Annotated in this window: 12 protein-coding genes; 6 read left to right on the forward strand and 6 right to left on the reverse strand. The window is 62.4% G+C overall.

The genetic code is table 11. The annotated features are described in order from the left end of the window. Positions 1-188: 188 nt before the first annotated feature. Positions 189-626, reverse strand: coding sequence for a hypothetical protein (locus HU766_RS02115; RefSeq protein WP_047582213.1), 438 nt, complete (start codon positions 624-626; stop codon positions 189-191). On the opposite strand from HU766_RS02115, the gene trmL reads away from it, so the two are divergent. Then, complete coding sequence (gene trmL / locus HU766_RS02120) at positions 625-1,086, forward strand: tRNA (uridine(34)/cytosine(34)/5-carboxymethylaminomethyluridine(34)-2'-O)-methyltransferase TrmL (RefSeq protein WP_033701968.1); 462 nt, start codon at positions 625-627, stop codon at positions 1,084-1,086. The two genes, HU766_RS02115 and trmL, sit on opposite strands and share 2 nt — an antisense overlap. Before the next feature lie 88 nt (positions 1,087-1,174). On the opposite strand, the gene secB is transcribed toward trmL, so the two are convergent. From secB to HU766_RS02135, 3 genes are read right to left on the reverse strand one after another with little or no spacing between them, the layout of a single operon-like run. Continuing rightward, entirely contained in the window at positions 1,175-1,660 is a 486-nt protein-coding gene (gene secB, locus HU766_RS02125) for a protein-export chaperone SecB (RefSeq protein ID WP_033701969.1), read from the reverse strand. Positions 1,661-1,699: 39 nt separating this feature from the next. After that, positions 1,700-1,954: a glutaredoxin 3 gene (gene grxC, locus HU766_RS02130; RefSeq protein ID WP_033701970.1), complete on the reverse strand. Its 255-nt coding sequence runs from the start codon at positions 1,952-1,954 to the stop codon at positions 1,700-1,702. Position 1,955: 1 nt separating this feature from the next. After that, complete coding sequence (locus HU766_RS02135; protein ID WP_033701972.1) at positions 1,956-2,369, reverse strand: rhodanese-like domain-containing protein; 414 nt, start codon at positions 2,367-2,369, stop codon at positions 1,956-1,958. Between the two features lie 206 nt (positions 2,370-2,575). On the opposite strand from HU766_RS02135, the gene gpmI reads away from it, so the two are divergent. The 4 genes from gpmI to HU766_RS02155 all read left to right on the forward strand — a co-directional run bounded on the left by gpmI (position 2,576) and on the right by HU766_RS02155 (position 7,741). Continuing rightward, the gene (gene gpmI, locus HU766_RS02140; RefSeq protein ID WP_186652897.1) at positions 2,576-4,111 is read left to right on the forward strand and encodes a 2,3-bisphosphoglycerate-independent phosphoglycerate mutase; all 1,536 of its coding nucleotides are present in this window, start codon (positions 2,576-2,578) and stop codon (positions 4,109-4,111) included. A 140-nt stretch (positions 4,112-4,251) separates the two neighbouring features. After that, positions 4,252-5,556, forward strand: a complete 1,305-nt coding sequence (locus HU766_RS02145) for a murein hydrolase activator EnvC (RefSeq protein ID WP_033701975.1) — start codon at positions 4,252-4,254, stop codon at positions 5,554-5,556. A gap of 92 nt (positions 5,557-5,648) precedes the next feature. Further along, positions 5,649-6,965, forward strand: coding sequence for a S41 family peptidase (locus tag HU766_RS02150; RefSeq protein WP_033701976.1), 1,317 nt, complete (start codon positions 5,649-5,651; stop codon positions 6,963-6,965). 8 nt (positions 6,966-6,973) lie between these two features. Then, a complete protein-coding gene (locus tag HU766_RS02155) occupies positions 6,974-7,741 on the forward strand; it encodes a divergent polysaccharide deacetylase family protein (protein ID WP_156310487.1) in 768 nt (255 codons plus the stop codon). 5 nt (positions 7,742-7,746) lie between these two features. Here the strand turns inward: HU766_RS02155 and HU766_RS02160 are convergent, their stop codons facing one another. Both HU766_RS02160 and HU766_RS02165 read right to left on the reverse strand, forming a co-directional pair. Next, on the reverse strand, positions 7,747-12,420 hold the full coding sequence (locus HU766_RS02160; RefSeq protein ID WP_186652898.1) for a DUF6543 domain-containing protein: 4,674 nt from the start codon (positions 12,418-12,420) through the stop codon (positions 7,747-7,749). 122 nt (positions 12,421-12,542) lie between these two features. Beyond that, complete coding sequence (locus HU766_RS02165) at positions 12,543-14,489, reverse strand: BCCT family transporter (RefSeq protein WP_346656645.1); 1,947 nt, start codon at positions 14,487-14,489, stop codon at positions 12,543-12,545. A gap of 478 nt (positions 14,490-14,967) precedes the next feature. On the opposite strand from HU766_RS02165, the gene betI reads away from it, so the two are divergent. Continuing rightward, positions 14,968-15,624, forward strand: a complete 657-nt coding sequence (gene betI, locus HU766_RS02170; protein ID WP_033701981.1) for a transcriptional regulator BetI — start codon at positions 14,968-14,970, stop codon at positions 15,622-15,624. Positions 15,625-15,630 lie beyond the last annotated feature (6 nt).

Here is a 15,630-nt window from a genome sequence, read left to right on the forward strand (position 1 = left end):
AACTCGGCAAAAAAGCCCTGAAAGCCAATGTTTCCGGGTTTTGCAAAACTGGCACGCCCCCTGCAATAAGTACTGTATCTCCCAGTTTCGGGGTCCTCGGTACAGGCAGGCCGGGAAAACCCCACTTTTATTTGCAGCAGCGCAAGTTTTGGGGACCCTGGTACAGGCAGGCCGGGACATCCCCTCTTTTATTCGTGCAGCCTCACCTGCACACGCCAACGCCCAGCGTCCTCTGCACCGGCCCACTCACCGTGCAGGGGGCGCGCGGCAACCACCGTCAGCAACAAGCCTTCCTCGCTTTTCTGCACGCGCCAGCCGACCGGTTTGCCCTGCAGGTACAATTGCCCTCGCTGGGCCTTGCCCTGGGCCTCGAACAGCACCGCAACCGTCCCTTCAACGTTTTCGCCGTGCAACTTGGGTTCTTCGTTGAACCACAGGTCGAGCCCGTCCTGCACCACCACGACCTGCTCCAGCACCCGCTCATCAGGGGTGGTCAGGCGGCCGATCATCAGGCCCACCATCAGGCCGACAATGGCCAGCGAAAGCATTACCCGCGGGAAGGCCTTCGAACGCAGGTCCGGTTCAGGGGTAGAATGCTCGTCATCTTCACGCCTGGAGCCGTGCATGTTTCACGTCATCCTTTTTCAACCAGAAATTCCGCCGAATACCGGCAACATCATTCGCCTGTGCGCCAACAGCGGTTGCGACCTGCACCTGATCGAGCCCATCAGCTTCGAGCTGGATGACAAGCGCCTGCGCAGGGCGGGGCTGGACTACCACGAGTATGCCACGCTCAAGCGCCACGAGAGCCTGGCTGGATGCCTGGAAAGCCTGGGCAACCCTCGGCTGTTCGCCTTCACCACCAAGGGCTCGCACCCCTTCCATGAAGTCACCTACCAGCCGGGCGATGCCTTCCTGTTTGGCCCCGAAAGTCGTGGGCTGCCGGCCGAGGTGCTGGACAGCCTGCCCGCCGAGCAGCGCCTGCGCCTGCCAATGCGGCCGGGGTGCCGCAGCCTGAACCTGTCCAACACCGTGGCGGTTACGGTGTATGAGGCGTGGCGCCAGAATGGGTTTGCCGGGAGCTGATCCATCGCCTGTGCCGGCCTCTTGGCGGATAAAACCGCTCACACAAAAAAGGCGACCTCGAAGGTCGCCTTTTTACAACCGGGCAGCGTTACTGAACGGTCGGAGTTTCGCCAGTTTCCTGCATACGCTGCAGCTCTTGCGCGTACAGGGCGTCGAAGTTGACCGGGGACAGCATCAGTGCCGGGAACGAACCACGGGTCACCAGGCTGTCCAGGGTCTCACGGGCGTAAGGGAACAGGATGTTCGGGCAGAACGCGCCGAGGGTGTGGCTCATCGAAGCCGCGTCGAGGTTGGCGATCAGGAAGATGCCGGCCTGCTGTACTTCGGCGATGAAGGCCACTTCGTCACCGTTCTTGACGGTAACCGACAGGGTCAGCACCACCTCGTGGAAGTCGCCTTCCAGGGCTTTCTGCTTGGTGTTCAGGTCCAGCGCAACGCTCGGCTCCCACTGCTGGCGGAAGATCTGCGGGCTTTTCGGGGCCTCGAACGACAGGTCACGCACGTAGATGCGCTGCAGCGAGAACTGAGGGCTGTTGTCTTCGGCAGCTGCGCCGTTGGTCTGTTGGTCAGTCATGGCAGATCCTTATCCTAATGTTTTTGAATGCAGTGCAAATCAGGCCGCCAGCAGCGCGTCGAGCTTGCCCGCGCGCTCCAGGGCATAGAGGTCATCGCATCCACCGACATGGGTACTGCCGATCCAGATCTGCGGCACCGAAGTACGGCCGGCCTTCTGACTCATTTCGGCACGAACCTGCGGCTTGCCATCGACCTTGATTTCCTCGAACGCAATGCCCTTGCTCTCGAGCAGGTACTTGGCGCGCATGCAGTAGGGGCAATAGTCGCTGGAATAAACGATGACGGGCTTCATATCACTTCACCAGGGGCAGGTTATCGGCTTTCCAGCTGGAAACGCCACCGCTCAGCTTGGCAGCGGTGAAACCAGCCTTGAGCAGTTCGCGGCAGAGCGTGCCGGACTGCTGGCCCATCGCATCGACGATGATCAGGGTCTTCTCTTTGTGTTTTTCCAGCTCGGCCATGCGGCTGACCAGTTTGTCTTGCGGGATGTTCACCGCACCGACGATGTGGCCCGCGGCATACTCCTTGGAGGTGCGGATGTCGATGACCAAGGCCTTGTCGGCGTTGACCAGGGCAGTCAGCTGGCCATTGCTCAGGCTCTGGCCGCCACGGCGGACTTCATTGATGAGCAACAGGACCAGCAGAACAACGAAGATCGCAACCAGGATGTAGTGATCTGTCGCGAATTGAATCAGGTGAGCAACCATCAGCGGTGTTCCAGGCGATTGAAAATGCCGGCCAGTATACACAGCCCCCCAGTGCCACCAAAGCCCGACCGGCCGGCCGGAAAAGCACCTTGGCCCTGTCAGCGTGGCCGCGCCGGTCGGGGGATAGGACGAATATTCGCCGCTGATGGCGCATTTGCCCTAAAATGCGTGTCTTTATCATCTTTGAACAACCGTGAGTTTGATTGATGACGAGTACGCCCAAACCCCTGGTCCTGATCATCCTGGATGGATTCGGCCACAGCGAAAGCCCCGAATACAACGCCATCTTTGCCGCCAACACACCGGTCTATGACCGCCTGCGCGCCACACGGCCGCATGGCCTGATTTCCGGTTCAGGCATGGATGTGGGCCTGCCGGACGGGCAGATGGGCAACTCCGAAGTCGGCCACATGAACCTCGGTGCCGGCCGTGTCGTCTACCAGGACTTCACCCGCGTCACCAAGGCCATTCGTGATGGCGAGTTCTTCAGCAACCCGGTGCTCACCGGCGCGGTGGACAAGGCGGCCGGTGCTGGCAAGGCCGTGCACATCCTCGGCCTGTTGTCCGACGGTGGCGTGCACAGCCACCAGGACCACCTGATTGCCATGGCCGAACTGGCCGCACAGCGTGGTGCCGAAAAAATCTACCTGCACGCCTTCCTCGACGGCCGCGATACGCCGCCACGCAGCGCGCAGTCGTCCATCGAACTGCTCGACACGACCTTCGCCAAGCTCGGCAAGGGCCGCATCGCCAGCCTCATCGGCCGCTACTTCGCGATGGACCGCGACAACCGCTGGGACCGCGTCGCCGCTGCCTACAACCTGATCGTCGACAGCGTTGCCGACTACACGGCAGAAACCGCCCTCGCCGGCCTGGAAGCCGCCTACGCCCGTGAAGAGAACGACGAATTCGTCAAAGCCACGCGCATTGGCGAGGCAGTCAGGGTCGAAGACGGCGACGCGGTGATCTTCATGAACTTCCGTGCTGACCGCGCCCGCGAACTGTCGCGTGCCTTCGTCGAGCCGGACTTCAACGAGTTCCCCCGGGCGCGCCTGCCGAAGATGGCGGCCTATATCGGCCTGACCCAGTACTCGGCGAAAATCCCGGCCCCGGCCGCCTTCGCCCCCTCCAGCCTGAACAACGTACTGGGCGAGTACCTGGCCAAGAACGGCAAGACCCAGCTGCGCATCGCCGAGACCGAGAAGTACGCGCACGTCACGTTCTTCTTCTCCGGTGGCCGCGAAGAGCCGTTCGAAGGCGAAGAGCGCATCCTCATTCCATCGCCGAAGGTCGCCACCTATGACCTGCAGCCGGAGATGAACGCGCCTGTAGTCACCGACCGTATCGTCGAAGCCATCGAGCAGCAGCGTTACGACGTGATCGTGGTCAACTACGCCAACGGCGACATGGTCGGCCACACCGGCGTGTTCGAGGCTGCGGTCAAGGCGGTCGAAGCGCTGGATACCTGTGTCGGGCGTATCGTCGAGGCGCTGGAAAAGGTCGACGGTGAGGCACTGATCACCGCCGACCACGGCAACGTCGAACAGATGGAAGACGAATGCACCGGCCAGGCGCACACCGCCCACACCACCGAGCCGGTACCGTTCATCTATGTTGGCCAGCGCAAGCTCAAGGTTCGCGAAGGCGGCGTGCTGGCCGACGTGGCGCCGACCATGCTGCAACTGCTGGGGCTGGAAAAGCCTGTGGAAATGACCGGCACGTCGATTCTGGTCGATGCCTGATCGGTGTATCGGGGCCGCTTTGCAGCCCCTTTACCGATGAATTCCAGACAAACGCCTCGCCGCATCTGCCGCGAGGCGTTTTTTTTGCAGGCCCGCGCGGGCATACTAGGCCAGTCTCCATCCCTGGTACGCCCAACCCCATGCTTCGCGCCCTGATCCTACTCGCCCTGTCTTGCCTGCTCAGCCCGGCGTTCGCCGATGAGCGTGCGCAGACCCAGCAACAACTGGACGCCACCCGCCAGGACATCGCCGAGCTCAAAAAGATGCTGGGCAAGCTCCAGGAAGAGAAGTCGGGCGTGCAGAAAGACCTCAAGTCCACCGAGACCGACATCGGCGATCTCGAAAAGCAGGTGGAGGCACTGCAACAAGAACTAAAAAAGACCGAGGGCGAGCTGGAGCGCCTTGATACCGAGAAAAAAAAACTCCAGAGCGCCCGCGTTGAACAACAGCGACTGATCGCCATCCAGGCCCGTTCCGCCTACCAGAACGGCCGCGAGGAATACCTCAAGCTGCTGCTCAACCAGCAGAACCCCGAGAAATTCGCCCGCACCCTGACCTATTACGATTACCTGAGCAAGGCGCGCCTGGAACAACTGCGCACCTTCAACGAGACCCTGCGCCAACTGGCCAATGTCGAACAGGACATCGGCCGCCAGCAAGCGCAGTTGCTGGCCCAGCGCGGCGACCTCGACAGCCGCCGCCAGGCGCTCGAAACCGAACGCAGCAAGCGCCAGCAAGTACTGGCCAAGCTCAACAGCGACATGAAAGACCGCGACCAGAAGCTGCAGGCCCGCGAGCAGGACCAGGCCGACCTTGGCAAAGTCCTCAAGACCATCGAGGAAACCCTGGCACGCCAGGCCCGCGAAGCCGAGGAAGCGCGCAAGAAAGCCCTGCTGGCCCAGCAGGAGGCGGAAAAACGCCGCCAACAGGAAGCCCTGGCTGCCGCCGCCGCACGCAACGATGCCCGCGAAGCCGCAGAGCCACCGAAAAAAGCCCGCACCACCCTTGGCCCGATAGTGTCCAGCGATGGCGCAAACTACGGCGGCGCATTTTCTGCTGCGCGGGGAAAACTTCCGTGGCCCGTCAATGGTCGATTGCTGGCACGCTTCGGCGATGCACGCGGCAGTGACGCCCGCGCCAAATGGGACGGGGTGATGATCAGCGCCAACCCAGGCACTCAAGTACGCGCCGTACACGGCGGCCGTGTGGTGTTTGCCGACTGGTTGCGCGGTGCTGGACTTCTGGTCATTCTCGACCATGGTAATGGTTACCTGAGCCTGTACGGTCACAACCAGAGCCTGCTCAAGAGCGCCGGCGACATCGTCAAGGCCGGCGACGCCATTTCCACCGTGGGTGACAGCGGTGGCCAGGACAGCGCAGGCTTGTACTTCGCCATCCGCCAGCAGGGCCGGCCTACCGACCCTTCACAGTGGTGCAGAGGTTAGGGTTGCAACCCAATTCACCTTTTTACGGCGTAGCCTGAATGCTGCGCCGATGCTCCTCAAGGAGCGCCTACAGGATCAGGAGTTCGTTCGACATGCTGCACTCGCCTCGTCTCACCCAGCTGGCCCTGTCCATCGCCCTGGCGGTCGGTGCGCCCCTGGCCACTGCCGCAGAGCCGGCCAAGCCAGCCGCGGTGCCGGCCACCGAGGTGACGGCCAAGGCGCCGCTGCCGCTGGAGGAGCTGCGCACCTTCGCCGAGGTCATGGACCGCATCAAGGCCGCCTATGTGGAGCCTGTGGACGACAAGACCCTGCTGGAAAACGCCATCAAGGGCATGCTCAGCAACCTGGACCCGCACTCGGCCTACCTTGGCCCCGAAGACTTCCAGGAGCTGCAAGAAAGCACCAGCGGCGAATTCGGTGGCCTGGGCATAGAAGTTGGCCAGGAAGACGGCTTCATCAAGGTGGTCTCGCCCATCGATGACACCCCAGCGTCGCGGGCCGGTGTGCAGGCCGGTGACCTGATCGTCAAGATCAACGGCGCACCGACTCGGGGCCAGACCATGACCGAAGCGGTCGACAAGATGCGCGGCAAGATCGGCGAGAAGATCACCCTGACCCTGGTCCGTGACGGCGGTAACCCGTTCGACGTGACCCTCGCCCGCGCGGTGATCCAGGTCAAGAGCGTGAAGAGCCAACTGCTGGAAAACGACTACGGCTATATCCGTATCACCCAGTTCCAGGTCAAGACCGGTGACGAAGTGGGCAAGGCCCTGGCCAAGCTGCGCAAGGACAACGGCAAGAAATTGCGCGGCGTGGTGCTTGACCTGCGCAACAACCCCGGCGGCGTGCTGCAGTCGGCGGTAGAAGTGGCCGACCACTTCCTGACCAAGGGCCTGATCGTCTACACCAAAGGCCGTATCGCCAACTCCGAACTGCGCTTCTCTGCCGACCCGGCCGATGCCAGCGAAGGCGTACCGCTGGTGGTGCTGATCAACGGCGGCAGCGCTTCGGCTTCGGAAATCGTCGCCGGCGCCCTGCAAGACCAGAAACGTGCGGTGCTGATGGGCACCGACAGCTTCGGCAAAGGCTCGGTGCAAACCGTGCTGCCGCTGGCCAACGATCGCGCCCTGAAGCTCACCACCGCACTGTATTACACCCCTAATGGCCGTTCGATCCAGGCCCAGGGCATCGTGCCCGACATCGAGGTGCGCCCGGCCAAGCTCACCGCCGAGGTCGACACCGACAACTTCAAGGAAGCCGACCTGCAGGGCCACCTGGGCAACGGCAACGGCGGCGCCGACCGCCCGACCGGCAGCAGCAAGCGCAAGGAACGCCCGCAGGATGATGACTTCCAGCTGAGCCAGGCGCTGAGCCTGCTCAAGGGCCTGAACATCACCTCGGGCAAATGATCCAGCCGATGCGCTATCTGCTGTGTCTGCTGTTCTGTGTGTTGGCTGGCGTCGCCCAAGCGGCGCCGACCAACAAGGCCTACATGAGCATCATCATCGACGACCTGGGCCAAAGCAGCGAGCGCGACCACCGCACGCTTGCCCTGCCCGGCCCGGTCACGATGGCGATCATGCCCGACACCCCGCACGCCACCGACTTCGCCCGCCAGGCGCACAAGGCCGGCAAGACGGTGATCCTGCACATGCCCATGGACCCTGCCACCGGCCCATACGCCTGGCACCCCGGCCTGCCGCTGCCCGAACTGGCCAGCCGCCTGGATGCGGCCCTGGCCAAGGTGCCCTACGCCGCCGGCATCAACAACCACATGGGCAGCCGAATGACGGCCCAGCGGGACCCGATGACCTGGCTGATGGGTGAACTGCAACGGCGGCATCTGTTCTTCGTCGATAGCCGTACCAGTGCAGCCACCGTGGCAGCGGCCCAGGCGCAGGCCGTTGGCCTGGCGCACGTTTCGCGTGACGTATTCCTCGATGACGAGCGCTCCGTGGAGGCAATCGACCGCCAGTTGCGCCAGGGGGTTGAGCTTGCACGGCGGCAAGGCTCAGCCGTGTTGATCGGCCACCCCTACCCCCAGACCCTGCAGGTGCTGGAACGCGAACTGCCCCGGCTGAAGGCAGAAGGCATCGTGCTGATCGGCCTTACGCAGATGATCGCCGAGCGTGGCAACCAGGCCATGCCTGCCCACGGCAAGCATGGCCGTTACAGCAACCGCTGAGCCCCTCAGTCGAACGGGATGATGCCGCTCGCCTGCTCCAGGGTCAGCTTGCCGCGGTGTACACGAACGCTCGCGGCAGCTTCTTCGCGTCCACTCATACGGCGCTGGCTCCAGGTTTTCAGGTGGCCCTGGGTAAAGTCCCGGGCAAGCGCATCAGCTGAGCGCATATGAAAATGCGCCACCCACAATGGCCGCCCCGACGTTGCTCCAGGTTGCGCCAGACGCATGATCTTGTACTCATCGAAGGTGCTGCCATTGCTCATGACTTGCCTGGGGCTGACATATTCCACCTTGAGCAAGCGTTGCTCATGCAAGAACCGCAATGCTTCAGCGCTGGGGTAGTGTGTATTGGTGTAAAGCGTGGTCAGCTTGAGGTTCTTCTCCGCTCGAAGCCGGTCCGAGGCCGCTTCCAGGCTTTTTATCAAGGCGGGGTTTGCGCCCTCCTCACCCAGCGATGTCGCCGCGCGGCCGAGCTTGTCTATCTGGTGTTCGAACAACCGCGCCAGCCGAGGGCCCTTGAGGTCGTTGTCGATGTACGCTTGCGCCTTGAGGCTCAGCTCGTCGTTTTCGTCCAGCAGGGTCTGCACGCGCATGGCTGTATCAACGGGCTCTGCCTGCGATTCGAGCGGAACCTGCTCAGCCACACGCTCTCGCCACTGGCCATGCTCCCAGTCGAAAATGGCCAGTACGACGCCGCTGAAAGGGTCACGCACCTCAAGCACTTTTTGCCCGTCGACATCGCGCTCGGTACCGATGAGTGTTTGCCCCTCGGCGTTTCGCACTACCCGTTGCGGCTCGCTCGAAACAAGGTAGGCCGCCCGCTTCGGCGGCACGTTTGCGCCTTCCTGTTCTTTGATGGCCTCGACCAGGCGGCGACCGGCATCGAGCTTCAGTTTTTCCAGCTGGGTGCGGTACCGGTCGGTCATCGAGACTTCGACCAGCGCCCCACCATCACTGCGAATGCGTGCGCTGTTGACCAACGCCTCGGCATACTCGTCCCACGCTTCCTGAAGGATGACAACCCGGTCTTCCACCGGCAGGTTGGCGAAATCGAGCTCGCCATGAGCGCCGGCCGCATTGCGCAAGGCAGCCCCGGTAAGCTCCTCCCTGAACCGGGCTACTTTGCGCTGGCCGCTGGTGACGTCCAGGTGCAGCGCCAGATTCGCTAGGTTCATCGCCTGATGGAAACGGAACTGCACTGTGCTGAATTTGCGCAGCGCAATGAGTGAGTCAACGGTGCGACTGTGCATTTCAATGGGGCTGCTGATTACCAGATCGCCAGGCGCACCCGGCAACAGCTCGTCCAGGCGCTCGTAGACGGCGAGTATGCGGTCTTGAAGGCCCACTACATATTCGAGTCTACGACGCAATGCTCGATAGGGTTCGAGCACCTGCAGCAGCGGCTGCCCATCTAGCCTGGCTTGCATGCGATCCAGCCCTGGGTAATCCGCCAGGTTCCACAACTCATTGAGGATGAAATCGCTGTTACGGATCTGATTGATCAGAACAGTGCGCCGCTGCTCTGAAATGACCTCTTCCCACCCGCTCCGAGCGCTGGCGAACTTGGGTTCGAACAGGGTTTCAAGAACACTTTGTATGGCTGTGTCACTTTGAACAGCCTCTTCGAGGTACCCGACCGCCTCTTCGCGCTTACTGACGATTTGTGCCTCCCACTCGGCGATACGCACAGCGTACTGACCGATGAGAGCTTGGGACGCTTCCCGCTCACCGTCACTGACAGCGGCGTCCACCCTGGCCTGTGCCCTTGCGCGCAAGGTCTTGAGCTGGCTGAGTTTGTGTTGCAGTGCCGTGATTTCAGTTCCAACCGTTCCAAACTGCGCCGTCGCACTGTTCACCTTGCCATTGAGGTTGTCGGCAAACTCCCTCAGCTTGTCAAAGCGCCGGGCCAGTTGCGCCCGCGTGTCGCCCCGCCTCATTCCGCCAACCAGGCGTAACGCAGTATCCACTCGCCAAACACCCAGCGTACAGGCCAGCCATGGCCCATACCCGCCTTTAGAGTCGATCACTCGCACACCGTCCGGGCCCACTTCAACGGGGTAAGCATCGCCCCCCATGGCCGCGTAGAGTCTCCCTTGGACTCGATACAAACCTTCAGCATCGCCACTTGCCTGCAAGTTCGATTCATCCAGTGCTATGTCCACCCGCATGGCCCGCAGCGCCTGCCGCTGCTCAGGCGGCAGCCAGTTGAACCCGTGGTTGCCGCGCCAGCTCAAGTCAAGCTGACGCCCAGGCAGCGCTGCCAGCGCGCCAATCGCCGCTTCGGCTTCAGTGGCAGGCGCCACCGACACTTCGGCAAATGCCCCGCGTTGCGCGGCAGGGCCTTCGAACTGGTCTGCGCCGGGGGGCTGCCCGGCCACACCAAGCTGCAGACTGGGTTGCCGCGCATGCAGCAACACCATCCCCAGGTTCAGCAGCAAGTCAGCGATGGCGGCGGAGCGGTCGAATTCCCCCCCCTGCTCGAGGGCCAACAGGTCGTTTTCCAGCGACGTCAGCAGTTGTACCAGCCACGCCACGCTGGCCACCGGGCCGCGCAGCGCCAGGGTGGCCAGGTCAAACAGCAGCCAAGCGCCCTGGCACAGGGTTTGCCAACGGCGCTCTGCATTGGAGGTGGATTGCATGTCAGCCAACTCGACGAGCAGGTCGCGGTTGGCGTTGTAGAGTTTGTCGTCGATATCGCTGCCCCACAGCTGCGGATCGATGACGGGTGGCTCAGGCTTCTCAGGCAGGCTGAAAGGGTCCGGCCCCAGACTCGTGACATGGGGTTCGCGGAACCCACCATGGTCATAGATAGAGCGAACCTGGGGGTCCAGCCAATCCAGAATGCTCACTTGCAACAAGGGGGACTGTTGGATGTGCTCCAGCAACGCCGCCAGGCTTGCGTATTCCCGCAGCGTGTCCTGCCTGTACAAAGGGCGATAGAACAGCACCCGCGACGGCTCGACGCAGAACAGCAAATACATGCCACGCACGTTGTCATGTTGCCCAGAGTGAGGCTGGCGCCTGAATGCCAGCGGCATCAGGACCATGCGCGGGGTTTGCGGGTCGACATGGCCAGCGCAGAAATCAACCACACACTGCAAGCCGGCATCCGTGAGCTTGCCTTCAAGCTTGCTGGTCAGCGCGCTGAACCGCAGGGCGCTGCGCCATTCCCGGCCAAATCGCCTGACGCGCTGTGCACGCTGCAGCGGGTCGTCCAGTTGACGGGCAACGTACGCCGGGTAATTGCCACCGATATCGACTTGGCTCACCAACTGATTGGCTGCGTCGGCATCCAGCCAGGCAGGTACGTCTGCACCGTTGGCGCACCGGATACGCAGCACCGAGGCCCCCCCGAGTGCACCGAGGTTACCGATGGCGAATTCGGTGAGGGTCTTCTCGCCTTCGAGTACCAACGGCTCGCCGCCCCCTGTGCCCGTTCCGGCGCCACCCGGTACCCCACGGGCCACGAAGAACTGCAACATCAGATTGTCCGGGGATGTGTGATCGCCGTGGGCCAGGCGCATCTGCTCGCTCAGGCGCTGACGGGTGTAGTCGGCCAGGCCCTGGATGCCATCCAAGGCTGGGATACTCTCAGCGTCGAGCTGGTCGAGCGCGAGCTGCAGCAAGCCCGCGTGATAAGCCAGGCTGTCATCACCGTCGCTCAGCGACAAGCCAGGCGGAGGCTCGACCGCCGGGGTATCGTCGGGGTAACGGTCGAACCACTGTGCGGGGTCGCTCATCTGAGCAAACAGCCGCTCAAGTGCCGCGACATCGGCCAACTGCCCATAGCGCACCCTGTCGACCTGAGTGAACAGCGTCTCGAGCAGCAGCCCGACTTGCTGAGCGAATACATTGCCCTCGACCGGGTAGCGTTGCCGTGACAGGCCATCGAAGCTGTAGCGCTGTGCAAGCTCGTCACGCAGGGCAAGGGCGAACGCGGCCAAGGATGGAAAACCTCGCACATTGCCAGAAGGGGCGCACCACAACACGACCTGCCGTTCGTCCCATTCGCCGGTGATCAGCAGATGGCACAGCGTCTCATCCCAATGCCCGGAGCCCGTCGTCAGCCGGGTTTGCACGAAGCTCACCGCCGGTTGGTCACGACCGCCCCGTATCAGGTCACGGACGCAGGCTTGCTCTTGCGCATCCAGGCCTTGCAACGGCAGGCCGCGCAGCAGAGCTGTTTTCAACAGCAACTGCAGCCACTCATCACGGCTTGCACCGCTGCTGCCCTGGCTGCGCCAATAGTCGAGCTGCGCCTGGCAAAAGTGCTGCGGCAGTTGTTCGATCAGGTCATTGATAGGGCCCGTCAAGCCACTGAGCTGCCGGGTGTCGAACGCGCTGTCGGAACCGGCGAACCGGTACGGATCGACCAAGCCGAGATTATGGTGGCGCCCATCGACAGGCTCCAGGTCGACCGAGTTGGTCTGGAGCATGGCCTGCAGCACCCTGTCGACCAGCGGCTCAGTGGACCAGTAAGGTGTGGAAGGGTCAGGGCTGTCCAACATCAGCGCGTCGGCAGACGGCAAGGTAGGCTCGACGGCTGCCAGCCACGGCAGCTCACTCAGCAACAGCGTGAGCAGTTGCTCGCTGACGACCTGACGCAGGGTCGGACGGTCGCCGAACTGCAGGGCAGCGGCGCGTTTGAAATCGAATGTCGAAGTGTCGGAACTGGACATGTTCAGGGCCTCCTGGTGGATGGACCAGAAGCCTTGCGCGAACGCCTGCGGTAGCGGTGCTACTTATTACATGCACAAAGGCAACAGGCCCTGCTTATCGCGCAGGGCCTGTTGCAACCGCGTCAGCTGTACACACGCCCCAACAACTGGCGGTGGCTTTCGAACTGGTCCAGCACATCACGCACGATCTGTTCCGGGACAAAGCCCATCAGGTCGTACTCCTGGCTGCCATCATGCAGGTAGACCTCGGCACGGTAGAAGCGCTGGCGCACTTCCGGCTCACCCTCGACCGGGGCCTCGCTCGGCGCGGCCATGTAGCCGTCCAGGCTTACTTCGTAGACGAAGGGGTTGCCCTCTTCCATCATCACCCGCAGGCCCATGGTGTTGCGAGACTGGCCAACCCGGGACTCCACTTCGAAGCCCAAGGTGCGCAGCTGCTCGGCCGCTTCTTTCAAGGCCGGGCTGACCTGCTTGTCCATGAAGCGCTGTACCACCGCCTGGGTTGGCTGCAGGTCCAGCTGGGTCAGCCGCTCGCTGAAGCCGCGGCGGCCACGGGCGGCCAATTGGGCGCGCTCCTGCTCGACGGCGACGTCCTGCTTCATGGCCTTGTACAAGCCGAACATGAACAGCACCAACACCACCGAGAACGGCAGGCCGGCCAGCACCACCATGGTCTGCATGGCTTCGAAGTTGCCGGCGAACAGCAGGCCGATGGTGACCAGGGTGATGATCACCGACCAGAACACCACCATCCAGTGCGGGGCGTCTTCATCGACCTTGCCGCCTTTGCACGACAGGTTGGCCATCATCACCGCACCGGAGTCGGCCGGGGTGAGGAACAGCACGAAGCCGACGAATACCGCCACGCCGATCACGATCTTGGCCGCCGGGAAGTATTCCAGCAGTTGGTAGATCGACATCGACGGCTGTTCAAGGGCTGTCTTGCCCAGCTCCACGGCGCCCTGGTTGATCACCAGGTCCAGCGCGGTGTTGCCGAAAATCGACAGCCAGGCCAAGGTGAAGCCCAACGGGATCAGCAGCACGCCGCTGACCAGCTGGCGCACAGTGCGGCCCTTGGAGATACGGGCAATGAACATACCGACGAACGGGCCCCAGGAAATCCACCAGGCCCAGTAGAACACGGTCCACAGGCCCAGCCAGCGCTCGGATTTACCAGCCTCGCCTTCGTAGACGTACAGGTCGAAGGTTTTCAGCACGATGCCGTTGAGGTAGTCGCCGACGTTCTGCACGAAGCCGTTGAGCAGGTGCAGGGTCTCGCCACCCAGCAGCACGAAGATCAGCAGGCCGCTGAACAGCATGATGTTCAGGTTGGACAGACGGCGGATGCCGTTCTCCACGCCCGATACCGCCGCCACGGTGGCAACGCCGGCCATTACCAGGATCACCATCAGCAGGTTGGTCTGGCTGTGCTCCATGCCGAACAGGTACTCCAGGCCCGAAGAGACCTGCATCGAACCGATACCCAGGTTGGTCACCAGGCCCAGCAAGGTGACGAACATGCCGAAGATGTCCACGGCATTGCCGGCAGCGCCCTTGACCCAACGCTCGCCGACCAGCGGGTACAGCGCCGAGCGCAGTGCCAGCGGCTGGTTGTGGCGGTAGGCGAAGTAGCCCACGGCCAGGCCGACCAGGGCGTAGATCGCCCAGCCGTGCAGGCCCCAATGCAGGAAGGTCAGCTGCAGGCCCTGGCGCGCGGCCTCGAGGCTGGCAGGGGTGCCTTCTGGCGGGTTGAAGTAGTGGTCCAGGGGCTCGGAGGCGCCGAAGTACAGCAGCGAAATACCGATACCGGACGAAAACAGCATGCCGGCCCAGGCGCCGTAGCTGAAGTCGGGCTGGTCATCCTTGCCGCCAAGCTTGAGCTTGCCGTAGTCGGAGAACGCCAGGTAGACGACGAACAGCAGGTAACCGCAGATCACCAGCATGTAGTACCAGCCGAAGGTGCGCGTCAGCCATTTCTGGGCCACGCTCAGCACTTGGCCTGCGGTTTCGGGTACAGCGATAAGCAAGGCAGTCAACGCAAGGATCAGCAGCGCCGAGGTGTAGAACACCACGCTGTTGACCCGGACCCTCTCGGCGGGGGGTTTGGTAAGGGAGGCAGAACTCATTGCACGAATGCTCCGGGCAGTACGGCTATGGAGGCTAATCAGTGTTTTCCCGAGCAATTGGTGGAATACCCCCACTGCATCAGGTGTTATAAAAGCACCCTGGAAACCGTGATCCCGAATCGAATCGTTGCAAAAAAAACAGACTCAGGCCCGCTCCAAGGGCCCTGCGCGCGGCCTTTGACCGCTCGGCAGAATCTGCATTTCGCATCGCTCATGCCCGTCAACGCCTTGTATTCCGGGGGTTACACGATTTTCCTGGGGTGTCGATTCGTGCTCCCTGGCTGCCCTCAAAGGGTGTCAATGGCACAAATTGTCGCAGAGCTTATTCTTTATTGATTGAACGTTCAATCAAAACAAAATAGACTGGCCTTCGCCGAGTCAGCCGCCCGTCGTCTGCTCGCAGGCCTGAGGAGATAGCAAGATGCCCAAGGTCGGTATGCAACCCATCCGCCGCCAGCAGTTGATCGAAGCCACCTTGTTGGCGGTCGATCAGGTCGGACTGGGGGACGCCAGCATTGCGCTGATTGCCCGGTTGGCCGGGGTGTCGAACGGCATCATCAGTCACTACTTTCGGGACAAGAACGGCCTGATCGCAGCGACGATGGGTTACATCATGAGCATGCTCAACGAAGGCGTTGCAGCGCGGCGCCAGGCACTGACGGACGACAGCCCGCGTGCCCACCTGAAAGTGATCATCGAAGGTAACTTCGATGCCAGCCAGGTGAACGGCCCGGCAATGAAAACCTGGTTGGCCTTCTGGGCTTCCAGCATGCACCAGCCCGACTTGCACAGGTTGCAGCGGATCAACGATCACCGCTTGTATTCCAACCTCTGCTGTCAGTTTCGCCGCGTCCTGCCGCTTTACCATGCGCGCAAGGCAGCCCGCGGGCTGGCGGCCCTGATCGACGGCTTGTGGCTGCGAGGCGCCCTGTCGGGAGATGCTTTCGACACCGACCAGGCGATACGAATCGCTTACGAATACATGGATCTACAACTGGCTAAACAGCAGACCCTGGGCACAATCGACCAGGCCTCTGAACAACCGCGCACGGCGATTGCCAAACAGGCAGGCGCGTGACGCAGT

Source organism: Pseudomonas sp. SWRI77 (assembly GCF_014269105.1).
Lineage (GTDB): Bacteria > Pseudomonadota > Gammaproteobacteria > Pseudomonadales > Pseudomonadaceae > Aquipseudomonas > Aquipseudomonas capeferrum.